Origin of the sequence: Bacillus sp. MM2020_4, assembly GCF_011250555.1 — a bacterium.
Taxonomy (GTDB): domain Bacteria; phylum Bacillota; class Bacilli; order Bacillales; family Cytobacillaceae; genus Neobacillus.
Genome location: NZ_JAANMZ010000003.1, coordinates 39,722 through 58,732 on the forward strand (window position 1 = coordinate 39,722; position 19,011 = coordinate 58,732).

The 19,011-nt window shown below is 40.4% G+C and carries 21 protein-coding genes and 1 other annotated feature; of the genes, 15 read left to right on the plus strand and 6 right to left on the minus strand.

Features of this window, described 5'->3' with window-relative positions:
- The first annotated feature begins 13 nt into the window (after positions 1-13).
- From G6554_RS03955 to G6554_RS03995, 9 genes are all read left to right on the plus strand, one after another.
- Positions 14-277, plus strand: a complete 264-nt coding sequence (locus tag G6554_RS03955; RefSeq protein ID WP_166238979.1) for a YtzC family protein — start codon at positions 14-16, stop codon at positions 275-277.
- A 16-nt stretch (positions 278-293) separates the two neighbouring features.
- Positions 294-458: a glycogen biosynthesis protein GlgD gene (locus tag G6554_RS03960; protein ID WP_166238981.1), complete on the plus strand. Its 165-nt coding sequence runs from the start codon at positions 294-296 to the stop codon at positions 456-458.
- A gap of 368 nt (positions 459-826) precedes the next feature.
- Positions 827-1,627, plus strand: coding sequence for a hypothetical protein (locus G6554_RS03965; protein WP_166238983.1), 801 nt, complete (start codon positions 827-829; stop codon positions 1,625-1,627).
- 86 nt (positions 1,628-1,713) lie between these two features.
- A complete protein-coding gene (locus G6554_RS03970) occupies positions 1,714-2,226 on the plus strand; it encodes a NapC/NirT family cytochrome c (protein WP_166238985.1) in 513 nt (170 codons plus the stop codon).
- Between the two features lie 3 nt (positions 2,227-2,229).
- Complete coding sequence (locus tag G6554_RS03975; RefSeq protein WP_166238987.1) at positions 2,230-3,681, plus strand: ammonia-forming cytochrome c nitrite reductase subunit c552; 1,452 nt, start codon at positions 2,230-2,232, stop codon at positions 3,679-3,681.
- 374 nt (positions 3,682-4,055) lie between these two features.
- Positions 4,056-5,249, plus strand: a complete 1,194-nt coding sequence (locus G6554_RS03980; RefSeq protein ID WP_166239295.1) for an MDR family MFS transporter — start codon at positions 4,056-4,058, stop codon at positions 5,247-5,249.
- A 159-nt stretch (positions 5,250-5,408) separates the two neighbouring features.
- Positions 5,409-5,631 (plus strand) — a binding site (T-box leader).
- 41 nt (positions 5,632-5,672) lie between these two features.
- Positions 5,673-8,090: a leucine--tRNA ligase gene (leuS, locus tag G6554_RS03985; protein ID WP_166238989.1), complete on the plus strand. Its 2,418-nt coding sequence runs from the start codon at positions 5,673-5,675 to the stop codon at positions 8,088-8,090.
- Positions 8,091-8,148: 58 nt separating this feature from the next.
- Complete coding sequence (locus G6554_RS03990) at positions 8,149-8,454, plus strand: rhodanese-like domain-containing protein (protein ID WP_166238991.1); 306 nt, start codon at positions 8,149-8,151, stop codon at positions 8,452-8,454.
- Positions 8,455-8,654: 200 nt separating this feature from the next.
- Positions 8,655-8,840, plus strand: a complete 186-nt coding sequence (locus G6554_RS03995; RefSeq protein WP_166238993.1) for a sporulation protein Cse60 — start codon at positions 8,655-8,657, stop codon at positions 8,838-8,840.
- A 2-nt stretch (positions 8,841-8,842) separates the two neighbouring features.
- Here the strand turns inward: G6554_RS03995 and G6554_RS04000 are convergent, their stop codons facing one another.
- Complete coding sequence (locus tag G6554_RS04000) at positions 8,843-10,117, minus strand: BaiN/RdsA family NAD(P)/FAD-dependent oxidoreductase (RefSeq protein ID WP_166238995.1); 1,275 nt, start codon at positions 10,115-10,117, stop codon at positions 8,843-8,845.
- Between the two features lie 203 nt (positions 10,118-10,320).
- On the opposite strand from G6554_RS04000, the gene G6554_RS04005 reads away from it, so the two are divergent.
- Together G6554_RS04005 and G6554_RS04010 are read left to right on the plus strand one after the other, a co-directional pair.
- Complete coding sequence (locus G6554_RS04005; RefSeq protein ID WP_166238997.1) at positions 10,321-11,946, plus strand: putative polysaccharide biosynthesis protein; 1,626 nt, start codon at positions 10,321-10,323, stop codon at positions 11,944-11,946.
- Positions 11,936-12,655 (plus strand): pseudouridine synthase, encoded by a 720-nt coding sequence (locus tag G6554_RS04010; protein WP_166238999.1) that lies wholly within the window; start codon positions 11,936-11,938, stop codon positions 12,653-12,655. The genes G6554_RS04005 and G6554_RS04010 overlap by 11 nt, the downstream gene beginning before the upstream one ends.
- Positions 12,656-12,753: 98 nt before the next feature.
- Here the strand turns inward: G6554_RS04010 and G6554_RS04015 are convergent, their stop codons facing one another.
- Together G6554_RS04015 and G6554_RS04020 are read right to left on the minus strand one after the other, a co-directional pair.
- Positions 12,754-13,188, minus strand: coding sequence for a Dps family protein (locus G6554_RS04015; RefSeq protein ID WP_166239001.1), 435 nt, complete (start codon positions 13,186-13,188; stop codon positions 12,754-12,756).
- Positions 13,189-13,320: 132 nt separating this feature from the next.
- Entirely contained in the window at positions 13,321-13,581 is a 261-nt protein-coding gene (locus G6554_RS04020; RefSeq protein WP_166239003.1) for a hypothetical protein, read from the minus strand.
- A gap of 186 nt (positions 13,582-13,767) precedes the next feature.
- Here G6554_RS04020 and speD point away from each other — a divergent pair, with 186 nt between their 5' ends.
- The gene (gene speD / locus G6554_RS04025) at positions 13,768-14,577 is read left to right on the plus strand and encodes an adenosylmethionine decarboxylase (protein ID WP_166239005.1); all 810 of its coding nucleotides are present in this window, start codon (positions 13,768-13,770) and stop codon (positions 14,575-14,577) included.
- An 86-nt stretch (positions 14,578-14,663) separates the two neighbouring features.
- On the opposite strand, the gene G6554_RS04030 is transcribed toward speD, so the two are convergent.
- Positions 14,664-15,410, minus strand: a complete 747-nt coding sequence (locus G6554_RS04030) for an AAA family ATPase (protein WP_166239007.1) — start codon at positions 15,408-15,410, stop codon at positions 14,664-14,666.
- A 133-nt stretch (positions 15,411-15,543) separates the two neighbouring features.
- Between G6554_RS04030 and G6554_RS04035 the strand changes: the two genes are divergently transcribed.
- From G6554_RS04035 to G6554_RS04045, 3 genes are all read left to right on the plus strand, one after another.
- On the plus strand, positions 15,544-15,972 hold the full coding sequence (locus G6554_RS04035) for a DUF2935 domain-containing protein (protein ID WP_166239009.1): 429 nt from the start codon (positions 15,544-15,546) through the stop codon (positions 15,970-15,972).
- A gap of 144 nt (positions 15,973-16,116) precedes the next feature.
- Positions 16,117-16,539, plus strand: coding sequence for an SRPBCC family protein (locus G6554_RS04040; RefSeq protein ID WP_166239011.1), 423 nt, complete (start codon positions 16,117-16,119; stop codon positions 16,537-16,539).
- Positions 16,540-16,872, plus strand: coding sequence for an ArsR/SmtB family transcription factor (locus G6554_RS04045; protein ID WP_166239013.1), 333 nt, complete (start codon positions 16,540-16,542; stop codon positions 16,870-16,872).
- 82 nt (positions 16,873-16,954) lie between these two features.
- Here G6554_RS04045 and G6554_RS04050 read toward each other — a convergent pair whose 3' ends face one another.
- On the minus strand, positions 16,955-18,310 hold the full coding sequence (locus tag G6554_RS04050; RefSeq protein WP_166239015.1) for an amino acid permease: 1,356 nt from the start codon (positions 18,308-18,310) through the stop codon (positions 16,955-16,957).
- Between the two features lie 396 nt (positions 18,311-18,706).
- Positions 18,707-18,928, minus strand: a complete 222-nt coding sequence (locus G6554_RS04055) for a DeoR family transcriptional regulator (protein WP_007086548.1) — start codon at positions 18,926-18,928, stop codon at positions 18,707-18,709.
- Between the last annotated feature and the right edge of the window lie 83 nt (positions 18,929-19,011).

Consider the following 19,011-nt stretch of genomic DNA (forward strand, 5'->3'; position numbering starts at 1 on the left):
AGGAGGTTCTTAAATGGCTACTCGTGACTCAATGAACAATCTTATGCAGCAGGTTGAGGATACCATTCGCAATGCCGAAGAACAATATAAACAAAGCAGTCTTCAGGAGCAATATAATGATGATAATTATACAACAGCGCTTCAACAGCTAGAAGAGACCTATCAAGATATTGCCAAAATGGCGCATAGTGCTAATTCACAGCAGCGAGAGCAGCTCCATAGAATGAGACTTCAGCTTCAGCAACTGCAAAATTCAATGATTCTAGAAGAGCTTTAAAAGGAGGGGAACCTTTTTGAAAAAACGGTCAAAGCAGCAAAATCCTGAACAAACAACACGTAATGGAATTAATAATCAAGATCTCGAACTGGGGCAGGATGTGGATCTTGTCAAACGAGCGAAAAAGAAATATGAACAATCAGGCGGGCAGCCCGTAAAATCGAAAATGCATCCAGAATAAGCTCGATTATATAAAATGTAGAAAATCTCTCAACAATTTGTTGGGAGATTTTTTTTCAAGCGTTTACAAAAAATTATTTTAAAATAAGTAAAAAAGTACCCGGGGATTCAATTTCTTAATAAAAACAACTTGAAAATAGAATAAATTTGTGTTCACACTTTGGCAACAACTGGCGTTTATCATGTGATGTGCGTCACAGATTAGCAATATTTAACATGTTTTAAATAAGGTATGGATTCAAATTTTATTTCCAAAACCTCCACCAGTTGTTAGGAAATCACACGGTCAGCCTAACACTTTTTTAGAACTTTATGTGAATGAGTTCACATTTTATCCATAATTTTGTCCAATAGGAAAGGAAGTTAAATATGAAAAAATTCCTTGTAATTGTAAGTATTGTTTTAGCCTTCATATGTCCCACAAGCAGTTACGCTCAAAATGAAACGATTTTAAAGATGGAAGAATTATCGGTTCGTGTCATGCCGGAGTATGCCTATCATCCAAATGATCAGAAGAAGGATCATGCCCCACTGTTAATTGGGTATCAAGGGTCAATGGTAAACGATTCTGACCAGCCCCAGAAGGGAAAAATTGAAATTCCCCTTCCCATGGATGAGAAGGACTTTCGGGTGGGCTATGTCGCCGATTATTCCAGTGATTTACGAACAACCTATGAAATTGAGTATGTGATTGACCGTGAAAAAGGAACGATTTCCTGGACAACAAGTGAAGAGATAGCTCCGAAGGAACGATATAAATTTGTGATCGAATTTTATTCGGACAGTTTAAAGGTACATAAGGAAAAGAAATCATTATCCTATCAGTTTAAAAGTTTTGCAGATATCGGATTGGTCAATGTCATTTTTACCAAACCGTCCAAGGCGAAAAATATGAAGCTCACACCGGCTCCGGAAGAGAAACAGAATCATGGTACCGAAGATCAAACCTTTTCCTATCTTTTTCAGGATGTAAAAGCAGGTGAGGAAAAAAACTTCACCTTATCCTATGAACGCCGTGAACCAAGACCAACTACAGAACTAAATGAAAGAGATCTGTCTGAAGGAAATAGAAAATCTACTGGCCTCGCACTTGGGGCATTTAGTGGAATTAGTGTGATATCGGTTGGGGCATTGACCATTTTATTAAAAAAAAGAAAGAAGAAGGCATAAGCGCCGTCAATATTGGGATTAAGGTACCCTAAAAGGTACGTTAATAAATAAAAAGAGAGAGTAAAGAGATTATGGGAGGTGAAGAAATGTTCAAAAAGCTTCTGAAGATGAACAAAAAGTTTTTAGTTGTATTGGTCTTGCTTATTGGCGTGTTTTTATCATTTTCAACAGTGAAAACAATGGCCTATTTGGATTCACCGGGTTTTTGTCAAAACTGTCATACGATGAAATCCGTCTATACTTCATTCTTGGATTCCACACATTCGGATTTGCAGTGTAATGACTGTCATCTACCGCATAAGAGTGAAGTCGGAAAGTTATTTTTCAAAGGCCGTGCCGGGATGACGCATATTTATTTCAATACACTCGGAACAGAAAAGATCCCGGATGTAATTGAAGCAACCGCACGCACGAAGGGGATTATGAATGATAATTGTATCTCCTGCCACAAGAGTACGCTTAGCAACGTATCCCATGATGCCAAGGATAGCTGTATTTCCTGTCACAAAACGGTACCACACGGGAAAGGCTTTAAAGATGATCACTATAATAAGCCGCCTGTATCAGGAGAGTTATTAGAAAATAAGGGAGGATTTTAAAAAATGGGAAGGTTCCGATATGGGGCATATCTTTTCCTGCTTGCATTAATGTTAATCATTACTGGCTGCGGTAACGAATCCAGTGATAAAACCGCTTCAGCTGCAGGTAAGAAAACGACAGGCCTTTCAGCAGATGAAATAAGCAATGAAGCATTTAAGGACTTATTTCCACTTCAATACAACAGTTACAAGAAAAACGAAAAGATGGAAGATACAAAATATAATGGTTCGGTCAAACGAAGTAAATATGATGCAGACAAAGAACCACTATTGCCAATCCTGTTTAACGGCTATGGATTTGCAACGGAATACAATGAAGATCGCGGCCACACGTATGCGTTAGAAGATATTCGTAATGTCAAACGGATCACTGATAAGTCAGTTGGTTCATGTTATACCTGTAAATCAACCGCTGTGCCAAAAATGATTGAAGAAATGGGCGACAGCTATTGGGGCGCTAATTTTAACAAAGATATTTGGCCAAAAGGGGAAGCAATGGGTCACTCACCAATCGGCTGTTCCGACTGTCATGATCCTAAAACAATGGATTTACGTGTTACTCGCCCAAGTCTTTTTAAAGCATTAGAAGCAAAAGGTGTAGATGTGTCAAACCCAACGAAAAATGAAATGCGCAGTTATGTTTGCGGCCAGTGTCATGATGAATATTACTTTGCTGCCAATAATAGTGAAGTTACCTTCCCATGGACAAAAGGCTTCAAACCGGAAGAAATGTATGAATACTACAATACCATTGCCAAGGAAAACGGCTTTGAGAAGGACTGGGTCAGCAATATTTCCGGAACACCGATGCTAAAGGCTCAGCATCCGGAATTTGAAACCCATTTATCGGGTACACATGGGAAGGCAAATGTATCCTGTGCCGATTGCCATATGCCATATGAACGGGTTGATGGAAAAAGAAAGATCACGTCACACTGGTGGACTTCACCGCTTAAGACCATGCAAACATCTTGCGGCCAGTGTCACGGTGACCGTGATTTAGATAAATTAAAAGATCGTGTGCTTGAAATTCAGGAAGCAAACGTAAGCGGATTACATGATGCTCAAGATATTTCCACTTCCGCTCATTACTATGTGAACAAAATGATTACTTCGGGTGTGAGTGCGGAGAAAATCAAAGAAGCGCAGGAATTTGTGCGTAAGGGTCAATGGTTCTGGGATATAATTGCGGCTGAAAACTCTTCAGGCTTCCATAATCCACAAGGGTCGATGGATTCATTGAGGATTTCGATTGAACAGTCTAACAAAGCGATTCGCCTTGCAACAGAAGAACTTGTGAAAAAAGGTGTCAACATGGAAGTGCTTGATCAGGAAATTGAAAAGGCTAAAAAGGCTGTAGCTGATGAGAAAGTAAATGAGAAGAAAAAAGACCATGCTGTTAACAGCTATTTCCCAGCACAGGCACCAGTTGTACCAGCATCGCCAAAAAAATAGACTCTTTCCATGATGAAATTCTTTTTCGTCCGACCAAGAAGGAAGAAGAAATTTGGAAAGAGCCGTTGAAATTGTCTTGGAAAACACTGTTTCCTTTTTGGAGACAGTGTTTTCCTGCTTTTATTGTGACAAAATTGCCGTTGAGTGTCAATTTGTGTGGCTTCCATAGGGGGGGTGGCGGAATTAATCGTGAAGATGGCGGAATCCAACCGGAGCTTGGCGGAATAAACTACAAACTTGGCGATATTCCCCTACAAAACCAGCCGCAACATTTCCCTGCGAAATATGGAAATATAAAAGGATTGCACCTTATCAGAAAAACAATTAAAATAACCAAGGGAATTGAAATAGTTAATGATAAAGGAGCGTTTTTCATGCCACGAGCCTTATGGCTTTTAATCATCGGGATGGCAGTGAATGTAATAGGCTCTTCTTTTTTATGGCCTTTAAATACAATCTATATTCACGATCATTTAGGAAAGTCCTTATCTGTTGCAGGGGTTGTCCTTATGCTCAACTCGGGAGCAAATGTCATCGGAAATCTTTATGGCGGCCATTTATTCGATAAAATGGGTGGCTATAAATCTATCATACTAGGGATTGGTATTTCCCTTTTAGCGCTTATCGGCTTATCTATTTGGCATGATTGGCCACAATACGTTATTTTTCTGACCATCACCGGATTTGGAACAGGAATTATTTTTCCATCTATGTATGCGATGGCGGGTTCAGTTTGGAAAGAAGGCGGGCGTAAATCGTTCAATGCTCTTTATGTCGCGCAAAATCTTGGGGTTGCGGTAGGTGCATCGCTCGGCGGGATGGTAGCAGATTACTCTTTCCAATTAATCTTCTTAGCGAATACGATCATGTATGTCATCTTTTTACTAATAGCTGTGATTGGATATAAGGGAATCGTGGTCGACGCTGTCATACATGATCATAAAGAAAAAGCGTTAAATGTTGTAAGAAGTAAAGTGAACTTACAGGCATTATTGATTGTTTGTGCGGGCTATTTGCTGTGCTGGGTTGCTTATAGCCAATGGACGACAACGATTGCCTCTTACACCCAGGAAATCAATATTTCATTGACGCAATATAGTTTACTTTGGACGATAAACGGTGCCATCATCGTTCTCGGGCAGCCGCTATTAAATGGTGTCCTAAAGTATTTATCAGCTTCACTTAAGGTGCAAATCCTTATTGGAATTGGAATCTTCATCGTTTCCTTTTTAGTTGCCGGAAAGGCGAGCGCCTTTTCAGGATTCTTAGTTGCGATGATCATCTTATCCATCGGTGAGATGTTCATCTGGCCAGCCGTTCCTACGATCGCTTTCGATTTAGCTCCTAAGGGGAGAGAAGGCTTCTATCAAGGAATCGTCAACAGCACCGCAACCGGTGGCAGAATGATTGGCCCCTTACTAGGCGGAATAATTGTCGACATGCAGAGCATGTCCACATTATTTATCCTATTGATTGGACTATTCCTCATCGCCATCGTCACCACACTAATGTATGATCGTGGAATAAAAAGGAAAATGGTGTCAGGCACCGTTCGTGGACAAATGTAGGTATTTGTCCACGTGGAAAGGACAGTGTTGATTGTTATCACATTGTTCTTTTTTTTGCTTGTTTAAATGGAGGTATTCTTGTCCATCATGAAAATAGGCGCAAGTTTACTTGCATACTGCCGGAAAATTTAATACAATAACCGTAATACTTTTTATATTAGAAAAACAGTGATCAGGAGTAGTAGTGGTTCATACCCGAAACCAAAGAGAGTTGGCGGCTGGTGGAAGTCAACCGGGTACATCATGAACTCGCCTTTGAGTTGCAAGCATGAAGGAGCAGTAATGTTTGCCGTTTTCCGCGTTAAGGATGAATGAAGCGAGTGCATGAGCACTAATGTGGGTGGTACCGCGGGAAGATACATACAATCCTCTCGTCCCTTTTGGGATGAGAGGTTTTTTATTTTTATCTAGGAGGAACAGACAATGAGTTTCGACCATCAGCAAATTGAAAAGAAATGGCAACAAAAATGGGAAACAGAAAAAATATTCAAAACAAGTGAAGAATACGATAAACGCAAATTCTACGCGTTAGATATGTTTCCATATCCATCGGGGGCTGGACTCCATGTTGGACACCCTGAAGGTTACACAGCAACGGATATTCTTTCCCGTTTAAAACGGATGCAGGGATATAATGTTCTTCATCCAATGGGCTGGGATGCATTCGGACTTCCGGCGGAACAATATGCGCTAGATACAGGCAACGACCCCGCAGAATTTACCGAACAGAACATTAATACTTTTCGCAGACAAATTAAAGCATTAGGTTTCTCCTATGACTGGGATCGTGAAGTAAACACAACAGATCCGGAATATTATAAATGGACACAGTGGATTTTCTTAAAGCTTTGGGAAAAAGGCCTCGCCTATATTGATGAGGTCGCCGTAAACTGGTGTCCGGCACTAGGAACCGTATTAGCAAATGAAGAAGTAATCGATGGCAAAAGTGAACGCGGCGGACATCCAGTAGAGCGCCGTCCGATGAAGCAATGGATGTTAAAAATCACCGCCTATGGTGATCGTTTACTTGAAGACCTAGAAGAATTAGATTGGCCTGAGAGCTTGAAGGAAATGCAACGCAATTGGATTGGCCGCTCTGAAGGTGCGGAAGTTACTTTCGCTATTGATGGACATGAGGAAACCTTCACTGTTTTTACAACCCGTCCAGATACTTTATTTGGTGCCACATATGCCGTATTAGCTCCGGAACACGCATTTGTTGATAAAATTACGACAGCTGAGCAACGTGCGGCGGTTGAAGCCTATTTAGATAAAGTCAAAACTAAGAGCGACCTTGAGCGTACTGACCTTGCAAAAGAGAAAACAGGTGTTTTCACCGGTGCATATGCCATTAATCCAGCCAATGGTGAAAAAATGCCAATCTGGATTGCTGATTATGTATTGGTCAGCTACGGAACTGGCGCCATCATGGCTGTTCCAGCACATGATGAACGTGATTATGATTTTGCCAAAGAATTCAATTTAGCAATCAAGCCAGTTGTCGCCGGCGGTGATGTCGAGAAAGAAGCCTACACTGGTGACGGGGAACACATCAACTCTGAATTCTTAAATGGCTTAAATAAAGAAGACGCGATTTCTAAAATGATTTCCTGGTTAGAGGAAAAAGGCATCGGTACGAAAAAAGTAACATTCCGTTTACGCGATTGGTTGTTCAGTCGTCAGCGTTATTGGGGTGAACCGATTCCGATTATCCATTGGGAAGATGGCACAATGACAGCTGTTCCTGAAGAGCAGCTTCCATTGATGTTACCAAAAACAAAAGATATCAAACCATCCGGAACAGGTGAATCACCACTTGCCAATATTGCTGATTGGGTAAATGTTGTGGATCCGGAAACAGGCAAAAAGGGTCGTCGTGAAACCAATACAATGCCACAATGGGCCGGCAGCTGCTGGTACTATTTACGGTATATTGATCCGAAAAACAGCGAAGCACTTGCTTCCGCCGAAAAATTAAAACATTGGTTACCGGTTGATATTTACATTGGCGGTGCTGAGCATGCCGTGCTTCACTTGCTATATGCCCGCTTCTGGCATAAATTTTTATATGATATCGGTGTGGTCCCAACCAAAGAGCCATTTCAAAAGCTATTTAACCAAGGGATGATTTTAGGCGAAGGCAATGAAAAAATGAGTAAATCAAAAGGAAATGTTGTTAATCCTGATGATATTATCGATAGTCATGGTGCGGATACACTTCGTTTATATGAAATGTTTATGGGCCCGCTTGATGCCTCAATTGCGTGGTCAACAAATGGATTGGACGGTTCCCGTCGCTTCCTTGACCGGATCTGGCGCTTATTTGTCGAAGAAGATGGCTCATTAAGTCCGAAAATCCAGTCAACAGATGAGACTACCAACTTGGAGAAAGTTTATCATCAAACAGTTAAGAAAGTGACCGAGGATTACGAAGGTTTACGCTTCAATACCGCAATTTCACAAATGATGGTTTTCATTAATGAAGCGTACAAAGCAACTGTCCTTCCTAAGGATTATGTGGAGGGCTTAGTTAAAATGCTTGCCCCTGTTAGCCCGCATATTGCTGAAGAACTTTGGGAAAAGCTAGGACATAGCGGCACGATTTCCTATGAGGCATGGCCTGCATATGATGAAGCAAAACTGGTTGATGAGGAAGTTGAAATTGTCATTCAAGTTAACGGCAAGGTAAAAACTAAATTGATGGTACCAACGGATGCCAGTAAAGAGGCATTAGAAGGAATTGCAATGGATGATGACCGGGTGAAGGAACAAATCGAAGGAAAAACAATTCGTAAAGTCATCACAGTGCCAGGGAAATTAGTAAATATCGTAGCAAATTAAAACAAAGGAATATCCCCCCTAATTTCTGGGGGGATATCTTTCTGGAAGGATGAGTGGGATGGAAGAAATTCAAACGATTACACCAGAAGAGTTACAAAAGAAGCTTGAAGCAGGGGAGAAACTTGAACTTGTCGATGTGAGAGAAGATGAAGAAGTAGCAGCGGGAATGATTCCAGGTGCCAAGCATATTCGCATGGGGGATATTCCTGTTAACTTGGATTATTTTGATAAGGATAAAGAGTATATCTTTATCTGCCGTTCAAGCGGGCGCAGTGGGAATGTTTGTCATTACCTGCAGGATCAGGGCTACAAAGTCCGTAACATGGTTGGCGGTATGTTGCAATGGACAGGAGAAACAAACTAACCGATTCCTTTTATGGAATCGGTTTTTCTAATATGTTTGTAACCAATAGATACTGAATTGGATTCCCTTCATGATGCACCTTTCAATTTAACCTCAAAAAGAAGGTTACTTGATTCATCTAAAAATAAACGTAACCTCCGTATCTTTAAAATTCTGAAAAGTTGTCAATAATGATAGAAAAATAAGAGAGGAAGTTCGCGGTGATACAGGTTAAACTATTTGATCGGGAGCATGAGAAGGATCTAGAGAAGGAAATGAATCGCTTTTTAAAAGGAATAGATGAAAAGAGTCTGCTAGATATAAAATATAATGTTGCGGCGATGACGGAGGAAGAAGAGGAAGAGCAGATTTATTGCTTTTCGGCGATGATAATTTATAAGGCCTGATATTACATCAGGCCATTTTTGGTCAACAAAGCAGCATTGGTTCCGGCAAGCCTGCCGGTTACGAGGGCAGAGGTAATATTATATCCTCCGGTGTACCCATGCACATCAAGAATTTCACCGCAAAAATACAAACCTCCCATTAATTTGGAGCCCATCGTTTGCGGTTCGATTTCTTTAACAGACACACCTCCACCGGTCACGAATGCCTTTTCCAGTGGAAGGGTGCCATTTACCTTGATTGAGAATTGCTTGCAGCTTTTGGCAAAACTACGAATTTTTTCATTTGAAATGGTGCTGCCTTGTTCAGATGGGTCAATCCCACTTTGTTCTAAAAGGAATAGTAGATATCGTTCAGGAACAAGACCTTTTAACGTATTTTTAATACTTTTCTTAGGCTCACTTTTTACAAGCATGTTGATTTCTTGAAAAATTCCTTCTTCCTTTTTGTCCGGCAATACATCAATACTCATCGTAACTTCTTTCAGATTCCACTTCTTCATTGCTTTAACAACAAACTGGCTGCAGCGTAGAACTGCTGGTCCGCTGAGACCAAAATGGGTAAACAGCATATCCATTCGGTGTGAGATAATGGGTTTGCCCTTTGGATTCAACACACTCAAATTAACGTCCCTTAAAGCTAAACCTTGAAGTGATTTATTTTTGATAAAGGGTTCGTTGGACGTAATGGGTACTTCCGTCGGAAACAGTTCTGTAATCGTGTGCCCAGCTTTCTTCGCCCAGGCATAACCATCACCCGTCGAACCAGTATGGGGAACAGACTTTCCGCCAACGGCAATGACAATCGATTTTGTCCCGATCTTTTGCCCGTCCTTCAACAAAACCGTTGCAACAGTTCCATTTTCATAAATAACGTCTGCAACCGGGCTGTTTCTGAAAATTCTTACATGGAGCTTTTCTAATTGTTCTAAAAGTGCGTCGACAACCGATTGGGCTTTATTCGAAACCGGGAACATCCGTCCGTGATCCTCTTCCTTTAAACCGACGCCTAATTTTTCAAAGAATTTAATAATATCTTCATTACTAAAAATCGAAAAAGCACTATATAAAAACTTCCCATTTCCCGGCAAGTGTTTAATGATTTCTTCGATAGGCAGGCGGTTGGTAACATTACAGCGCCCACCACCGGAAATCGCCAACTTCCGCCCAAGCTTGTCTCCTTTATCAATTAATAAAACCTTTGCCCCTTTTTCACCGGCAGCAATAGCAGCCATTAACCCGGAAGGACCACCGCCAATGACAATGACATCATATTCCATATTTACACCAACTTTATAGTAATCATCCCTTCATTATAAACAAAACTTGTGAAAATAAAACGAAAACAGTAGGAATCTTGATAAAAATAACTAGGTTGTGAGTAGCGTCTGAGGGAAAGAAGTTGTAAACTACTAATAGTGTGCAAAAAAGGTCGAATTTTTTTGAAACCCCACACATATTTCTTCGGGTAGGAAGGGATTTTATGCAGTCTAAGCTTTTAAGAGGAACATTTATTTTAACGTTAGGAACGATTCTTTCAAAGGTAATCGGCTTAATTTACGTTATTCCATTCTTTCAAATTGTTGGCAGGGAAGGGACAACACTTTATCAATTCTCGTATGTTCCCTATACCATTTTTATAAGTATTGCAACTGCTGGAGTGCCACTTGCCGTTTCAAAATTCATTTCAAAATATAATGCACTTGAGGAATATGCAGTTGGCAGAAAGCTGTTTAAATCGGGTTTAGTTATCATGCTGGCAACTGGGATTATGGCCTTTTTAGTTATGTATCTAGCAGCACCCACATTAGCAGAAATGAGTGTTGGTGATAAAAAGGCCAATTTAGATAATGTTACAACGGTCATGCGTGCCGTCAGCTTTGCGTTAATTGTTGTTCCATTTATGAGTCTAATCAGAGGCTTCTTTCAAGGGCACCAATCGATGGGACCTTCAGCACTATCCCAAGTGGTAGAGCAAATCGTCAGGATTGCGTTTACTCTTCTAGGGGCGTTCGCTGTCTTACATATGTTTAATGGTAAGATGGTAACGGCCGTAAGTGTGGCTACATTTGCTGCTTTTATTGGCGCCATTGGTGGTCTAGTCGTTTTATTTTGGTATTGGTATAAACGAAAACCGTATTTGGATGATCTGCTTACACATGACAAGGGCACAATTGATATCTCCCTTAAGGATATTTATAAGGAAATTCTTATTTATGCCTTCCCTTTCGTGTTAGTTGGTATTGCAAACCCTTTATTCCAGGCGATTGATCAATTTACCTTTAGTCAGGCCATGGCTGAAATCGGGAAAAAGAAATTTGCTGAATCCTTCTTCTCTATTTTGAATTTTGAATCCCATAAAATTGTGATTATTCCTGTCTCGCTGGCAACAGGTTTTTCGTTAACGCTTGTACCAAGTATTACAAGGGCATTCGTTGAGGGAGAAGGGGCAAGCCTAAACCGCCAGTTAAATCAGACATTTCAGGTGCTATTATTTTTAACATTGCCTGCGGCCATCGGACTTTCGTTATTGGCAGAACCAGTATATACCGCATTTTATCAGCATGATGTTATTGGTACGGAGGTGTTAAGAGCTTACGCACCAGTTGCCATACTCTTTTCCTTATATTCTGTCACGGCAGCCATATTACAAGGGATCAACGAACAGCGATATACGGTGTTAAGTTTACTTGTAGGCTTATTAATAAAATTGTCACTAAATATTCCGTTAATCAAAATGATGGAGACAAGAGGGGCAGTATTGGCGACTACACTTGGATACGTTGCCGCCATACTCATCAATTTTTTTGTTATTAAGGCCTATGCCCGTTATCCATTCCGACTCGTTTGGAGGAGGAGCTTGTTAATCGTCATCTTTGCCGGATGCATGTGGGTGGGCACAGAATTAATGTACAAACTATTATCGTTATTCCTTTCTCCTGCATCGAAGATTGAATCCGTATTAATGATCGTTATTTGTGCCGCAGTGGGAGCCGGGATTTACTTTTACCTTGGTTTAAAATCAGGTCTTGCTCACCGATTATTTGGCGATAAACTTGATCGCTTATTGACCAAATTGCCTGGAAGGAGGAGAAGCGTTGAGAATTGATAAAATGCTAGCGAACCTAGGTTACGGTAGCCGCAAGGAAGTCAAGCAACTGCTCAAAGGCGGCGCGGTTAAGGTTGATGATATTGTTGTCAAGGATGCCAAGCAGCATGTCGATACCGCCAAACAAACTGTCACCTTAAATGGTGAAGTGGTAGAATACAGGGAATTTATTTATTTAATGATGAACAAGCCGCAAGGAGTATTATCAGCAACAGAGGATAATTCCTGCGAGACCGTCATCGATTTGTTGGAGATGGAGGATCAGGTATATGAGCCATTCCCAGTCGGTCGGTTAGACAAGGATACGGAAGGATTGCTGCTGATCACGAATGATGGTCAATTGGCACACAAGTTGCTTTCTCCGAAAAAACATGTGCCAAAGACGTATTTCGCAGTGATTGATAGTGAGGTAACGGAGAAGGATATTGAGGTCTTCGCGAAAGGTGTAACCTTGGACGACGGCTACGAAACAAAGCCCGGCGAATTAAAAATCTTAAAATCCGGCATTCGCTCCGATATTGAACTAACCATTACCGAAGGCAAATTTCATCAGGTGAAAAGAATGTTTGAAGCTGTTGGAAAAAAGGTCGTTTATCTTAAGCGGATTTCAATGGGCCCTCTTCCGTTAGATGAAACACTTGAACTTGGTGAATACCGGGAATTAACGGATGAAGAAGTCGAGCTATTGAGAGAGTATCAAGTAAAATAGAGAAAAAGCAGCTAATTTGTCAGCTGCTTTTTCTCATTTCTACTGATATACGCTAATATTCCTTTACGATACCTCTTTGAGCCCCGTTCATGACTACTTTAAGCATTTAGAAAGGACTTCAACATCCAATTATGCTTAGTAAGCTTGCCAATAAGTCCAAGGAACATATCGCTGGTCACTTCGTCATTAGCTTGCTCCGCTACTTCCATTCCGGCTTTTAATTCATCAATGATTAGAGTAAAGTCGTGAATCACTGCTTGTACCATTTCTTCAGCTGATACCTTTTCATTGGTTTCTTCGATTGTAGCAATTTGAAGCACCTCTTTTAAAGTTGAAACGGGGCTGCCGCCAATTGCCAGTAATTGTTCGGCAAATTCATCCATCGTTGCTGTTGCTTCTTCGTAAAGTTCTTCAAATTTGGCATGCAGGGTAAAGAAGTGAGGTCCTTTCACATACCAGTGAAAATGGTGTAATTTTGTGTATAATACGTTCCAGTTTGCGATTTGTTGGTTAAGTACTTGTTCGATTGTCATTTAACATTCCTCCTAATTTCTTATCTGCTTTTATTATAACATATATCATTTTATAATCAATACTAAATTATAATAATTATAAATAAGGTTATGATTATTTTTTTGAAAAAAAGTCATACCCATTAACATTTTTTATCCAAATCCTTGCGTTTTCACCATTTTGGTCGGCAATCCACAGGTCTCTCTGTAATTCACCTTCATATTTTTATCCTTAAATCCAAAAACAATTCTGCCGTCGTCAATATAGCCTAAGTGATTTTTGTGGAATGACCATTTTACAATAGTGACCACATTCATTACATCCATTACTTCGAAGTGACTGTTTACGCGTTTACCAAACTCATTGGCAGCAATAATAGAAACATCATTACGAAACAAAGCTTTTTTTTTCATCCTTTCACCTCATACTAGAAGACCTTAAATTATTTTCCACAAGTTAATATGAAATATGAATATATAATTAACCGCAGAATTTGGATTTTTTTGATAGAGTATCTTTGGGAAAAAAATAAGTAACAGGGTGTAACAATGGGTACTATAAATCCTAAATAGGTTTTAGGATATGAAGGGGGAAGAATCATGAGACTTACACATGAACAGGCCATTGAGTTACATGGCTTCAATAACCTTACGAAGTCACTAAGCTTTAATATGTATGACATTTGTTTTACAAAAACGCGGGAAGAGCGGGAAGCGTATTTAAACTATATTGATGAACAATATAGTGGGGAAAGATTGCAGAAAATATTAACACATGTTTCCGATATAATTGGTGCCCATGTTCTTAATGTAGCAAGTCAGGATTTTGAACCGGCGGGGGCAAGTGTGACTTTGTTGGTATCAGAAGGCCCGGTTGCCAATGCCCCTTCAGAGTCCTTTGAGGAATCCCCGGGTCCGCTCCCGGAATCAGTAGTCATGCAGTTAGATAAAAGCCATATTACGGTCCATACATATCCGGAATTTCATCCTGATGAGGGGATCAGTACATTTCGGGCGGATATTGATGTCTCCACCTGTGGTGAGATTTCGCCGCTTAAGGCACTCCATTATTTAATCCGGGCGTTTGAGACAGATGTTATGACGATTGATTACCGTGTTCGCGGTTTTACAAGGGATAAAACGGGGCACAAGCTATTTATTGACCACGAAATCAACTCGATTCAGAATTACATTCCAGAAGATGTTGGCGAGTTATTCGATATGATTGACGTCAATGTCTATCAGGAGCATATTTTTCACACAAAATGTAAGCTGCGTGAATTTGATTTAAATAACTATTTATTTGGCTATACGAAAGAGAAGCTGACACCAGATGAACATATTGAAATTACCGAAAGATTGAAGCAAGAGATGGATGAAATTTTTTATGGAAAAAATATCGTTCCATGAAAGAGAGTACGGTTTGTACTGCACCCCAAGAGTCAGATTTTACTCTACCTTTTGGGGTGCAGTACATTCTCCATGTGTAAGATTAATTAACTATTTAACAAATGATGCAGCATTCGATTTTTATCATCAAAAAATTGCTTCATTATCCGATAATGGTTTGTTTCTTCGAGTTTGCACTCTCGAATTCCTTTTTCGCTGAATTCGAAGATTTTTGCATCCGGATACGCCATGATGATCGGCGAATGGGTAGCAATAATAAATTGGGAGTTCTCGTTAACCAAGTCGTGAATCCGCGTCAGCATCGACATTTGCCGAAGAGGTGAAAGTGCTGCTTCTGGTTCGTCCAAAAGATAGAGTCCGTTTCCTCCGAAGCGATGAAGAAACGTAGCAAAAAATGCCTCGCCATGTGACTGTTCATGCAAGGATAGACCGCCAAAGGAATCAATGATTGGCCGGCCGCGACCTGCCTGATCCAATTCCTCAATGTTCGAAGCCACATTATAAAAACTTTCTGCCCGCAAGAAAAAGCCATCCTTCGGTTTTTCAATCCCTTTGATCAATCTGAGATAGTCACCAAGGGATGAATGGGAGTCAAAGGTGGAAAAGTTAAAATTAAACGAACCGCCTTCCGGATTGAAGCCTAAAGCAACCGCAACCGCCTCAAGCAAAGTGGATTTACCCATCCCATTTTCACCAATAAGAAACGTGACCTTCGGATGAAAAGAAAGTTCGTCTAATGCCTTCAAACTCGGCAGGTTGAAGGGGTATTTTTTAAAAGAAGGGATTTCATCTCGCTTTATTTGGATACTTCTTATATATTGAGTGGTTAACATAAATCCTACCCCTTCATTTTTTAATCATTGTATCATGGAAAGTGGTAAATGATGGAGCGATAAGTTAGCTGTAAACGCATATTTCTAATGCCTATCCCATACATTGAAATGACAAGAGGATGGGGGGATGTCTATGCAATTTTACTATGGATCGCAAATGCCGCTGCGTATTTTGGATGAGGCAGAATTTTGGAAGCATCAGGAAGAGGAACATACGGTTGTTATTCGCGAGCTGGTGTCAGGACTGGAGCCTGAGTTTGTCGATGCCTTGAAAAAATGGGAACAAGCTCTTGGGGAAACACACAAACAGGTTGTCAGTTTCATTGAATCCGTCATTCGGTCGGGTTCACAGGTATCAAATCAATTGTATCAGCAGGTGCTCCAGCTCGTCTCCTTTTGCTTGGAGGAGAGTGAATCATTTATTCAATTATGTGAGCAAATCAAGACACATAGCCAAGCAGTCAGCGGTAATCATACCGCTAAAGTAGTTTTAAATCATATCATTCGTGAATCCGAGTACTTTGTGGGTATAGCTCGGGCGCTGCTTTCCAGCGGTCAATAATTTTGAATGAAAAAAGATAGTTAAGGTGACTCTACAAAATGTGTAGAGTCGCCTTTTTACGATTGACATGAAACCAAAAGGTGTTATATTATTTTAAAGATAAACCAATTAGTTTCGTATTTTAAAAATAGAGGAGCATTCAAAATGGAAAATCAAACACAAACATTAGAAGACATTCGCTACACCCTAGTATACAATGCACCCATTTCGAAGGTATGGAATGCAGTTGCCACTTCAGAAGGCTTAGCAGCTTGGTTCATGCCCAATGATATGGAGCCTGTGGAAGGTCATGAATTTCATCTAAATGCCGGACAATTTGGGATGTCTCCATGTAAGGTAACAAAGGTCGATCCGCCTAACAGCCTATCGTTCAATTGGGGAAAAGATTGGACACTAACATTTGAATTAAAGGAAGTGGATGGCAAAACAGAATTTACCCTCATTCATGGCGGTTGGGATGTTAATAAAGTTACTGAGTTTGGTGCGCCTCATACTCCAATCCGTGACAATATGAATCAGGGCTGGGCAGGTCTTGTTCAAAAATTACAAGCATATGTTGAGGCGTAAATGGTTGCGTCATCAGCAAAGCATGATGTCTTTCAAGCCATCGCTGATCCAACAAGACGGAAGTTGTTGAAACTTCTTAGCACGGAAGAAATGCCTGTCACGGTGATTAGCGGACACTTCCCAATGAGCCGGACTGCTGTTTCTAAACATTTGCGTGTGTTAGCAGATGCTGGATTAGTGAAGGAGCGGAAAGTCGGCAGAGAAACACGGTACAAGCTTCAGCCAGAGCCGCTAGTTGAATTAAAAGATTGGCTCCAGTATTTTGAACTATTTTGGGAAAATAAGCTAACAGCACTGAAATTATTTGTGGAGTCGGATGATCAGGATGAATAAGTTACCAGAGCCAGGCATAGAGCCTGGCTTTTCAGCAATCACGTGAAGTGTACACAGAAAAAGGCCAGCAAAATGCTGGCCACTAAACAGTAATCTCATTAGCCCCCGTTTTCCTATTAACAAACGAAAGAATGATAAGAATTCCAATGGTTAGAATACAAACGGTTGAACCAATCATATTATTTGGATTTAACAAAAATCCAATAAAGATCACACTCAACGAAATAATCGCGAAAATGGTCGTAAATGGGAACCACTTCACCTTAAATGCCGGTTGATTTTTATAATGTGGCCGTAATTTTAATTGAGCGGCACAAATGCTGATCCAAATGATCATAACCGTAAAACCTGGGATGGTCATGAGATAGCTAATAACTTGGCTTGGTGTTAGGTAGGCTAGGTAAACACCTGCTATAATACAAACACTTGTAATCATAATTCCTGTTAATGGAATTCCTTTAGTAGATAATTTTGCTAACCCCTTTGGAGCCACACCGCTTTGAGCCATCGAAAACAGCGTCCTTGATGTAGCATATATTCCGGAATTGGCAGCCGAAAGTACGGCTGTTAATAACACAAAGTTCATAATATGCGCTGCCCCGGGTAAACCGGTACTAGTGAATACCTGTACGAAAGGACTGTCGGCACCACCAACCTTGTCCCAAGGCATCATGCCGCAGATGATCAGGATTGGAAAAATATAAAATATAATAACACGCCAAACGGCTCCTTTAATGATTTTCGGTAATACTCGTTCTGCATCCTTTGTTTCAGTTACCGCAACCCCGATTAATTCTGCACCGCCATAAGAAAACATTACAACCAAAAATGCGCTAAATGTTCCACCTAAACCGTGTGGGAAAAATCCGCCATGTGCGGTGTAGTTTGAAAATGGATCCTGAATGGTACTAGGAATTAGTCCAAAAAGAAGAAGGCAGCCTAGAAATATAAAGGCAACTAGGGCAATAATCTTGATTCCCGCAAACCAAAACTCAAATTCCCCGTAATATTTGACTTGAAATAAATTGATACCTACGATGACGACGGCACAGAGAAGACTTAGCAGCCATAATGGGATTGTAGGAAACCAGAACTGCAAAAAACTACCTGCTGCTAATAGTTCAACAACTGTTACGATAATCCAATTGATCCAGTAAAGCCATCCGACCAGAAAGGATACCTGGAAGCCAAAAGCTTTATTGACGAGATGCTGCACATTCATATTGGGAAAAGCCAAGGCCATTTCTCCTAATGCAGCCATAATAATAAATAACAATAGACCGCCAATTAAATAGGCTACTATAACGCTTGGCCCAGCGATACTTAACGTATCTGAGCTCCCTTTAAAAATCCCTGTTCCAATCATACCCGCTAATGCAATGAACTGCACATGCCTCGGCATTAGCCCTTTTTTTAAGTCCTGATGATTATTCTCCATGATGACTTTACCTACTTCTCTATTTTACTTAGACGCTTTTAAGCACTAAAGTATTTTTATACTAATATATCATATTTTTTAAAACTGTCAATGTGGTTAATAGGTTCCGGACGAGGTGAAATATTCTTTTGCCTGAAGGAAACATTATTGGTGGAGGTGAATAAACTAGTTTAAAAGAGGTGATGGTTACCATGATCGCAACCCCTCGAATGCAGCGGAGGATCTTCATTTATTCATATGTTTTTAAAAAGCTTGGAATTCTTACTGAACAAGAATATAAGCAAATCACTAATTTTTCCCCATTACAGGAAAAGCGGTAATTGTTCAGACAAATAAAAGCACGCGCTGATTGGCTCACGCGTGCATTTTTTATGGTAAATCACTACTATTTTTGTGTTAAGATGACATCTTCACTTTCTTTTGTGTTGTCGTCCATTTTCCGCGGCTTGGGCTTATGACCAAGTCATTATAGGCTAAGACATTTAAATCTCGTTGTATGGTGCGAGGAGTGATACCAAATTCCTCTACAAGTTCTTGGGTCGTGACAGTGCCGTTATTGCGAATAAACATGTAGATACATTTGATGCGGTTTAACATCCGGTTAGTTGAAGGTTTCAAAGAACCACTCCCTATCCTAATTTCAAACCTATGGCTTAATCCATCTACCGACAGCCTATTTGAAGAATACTCTTCAAGAATAT

Coding starts and splice junctions, on each gene's coding strand:
- G6554_RS03955 (WP_166238979.1), top strand. CDS start 14: ATGGCTACTCGTGACTCAATGAACAATCTTATGCAGCAGGTTGAGGAT.
- G6554_RS03965 (WP_166238983.1), top strand. CDS start 827: ATGAAAAAATTCCTTGTAATTGTAAGTATTGTTTTAGCCTTCATATGT.
- G6554_RS03970 (WP_166238985.1), top strand. CDS start 1,714: ATGTTCAAAAAGCTTCTGAAGATGAACAAAAAGTTTTTAGTTGTATTG.
- G6554_RS03975 (WP_166238987.1), top strand. CDS start 2,230: ATGGGAAGGTTCCGATATGGGGCATATCTTTTCCTGCTTGCATTAATG.
- G6554_RS03980 (WP_166239295.1), top strand. CDS start 4,056: ATGCCACGAGCCTTATGGCTTTTAATCATCGGGATGGCAGTGAATGTA.
- leuS (WP_166238989.1), top strand. CDS start 5,673: ATGAGTTTCGACCATCAGCAAATTGAAAAGAAATGGCAACAAAAATGG.
- G6554_RS03990 (WP_166238991.1), top strand. CDS start 8,149: ATGGAAGAAATTCAAACGATTACACCAGAAGAGTTACAAAAGAAGCTT.
- G6554_RS04000 (WP_166238995.1), bottom strand. CDS start 10,117: ATGGAATATGATGTCATTGTCATTGGCGGTGGTCCTTCCGGGTTAATG.
- G6554_RS04005 (WP_166238997.1), top strand. CDS start 10,321: ATGCAGTCTAAGCTTTTAAGAGGAACATTTATTTTAACGTTAGGAACG.
- G6554_RS04015 (WP_166239001.1), bottom strand. CDS start 13,188: ATGACAATCGAACAAGTACTTAACCAACAAATCGCAAACTGGAACGTA.
- G6554_RS04020 (WP_166239003.1), bottom strand. CDS start 13,581: ATGAAAAAAAAAGCTTTGTTTCGTAATGATGTTTCTATTATTGCTGCC.
- speD (WP_166239005.1), top strand. CDS start 13,768: ATGAGACTTACACATGAACAGGCCATTGAGTTACATGGCTTCAATAAC.
- G6554_RS04030 (WP_166239007.1), bottom strand. CDS start 15,410: ATGTTAACCACTCAATATATAAGAAGTATCCAAATAAAGCGAGATGAA.
- G6554_RS04035 (WP_166239009.1), top strand. CDS start 15,544: ATGCAATTTTACTATGGATCGCAAATGCCGCTGCGTATTTTGGATGAG.
- G6554_RS04040 (WP_166239011.1), top strand. CDS start 16,117: ATGGAAAATCAAACACAAACATTAGAAGACATTCGCTACACCCTAGTA.
- G6554_RS04045 (WP_166239013.1), top strand. CDS start 16,540: ATGGTTGCGTCATCAGCAAAGCATGATGTCTTTCAAGCCATCGCTGAT.
- G6554_RS04050 (WP_166239015.1), bottom strand. CDS start 18,310: ATGGAGAATAATCATCAGGACTTAAAAAAAGGGCTAATGCCGAGGCAT.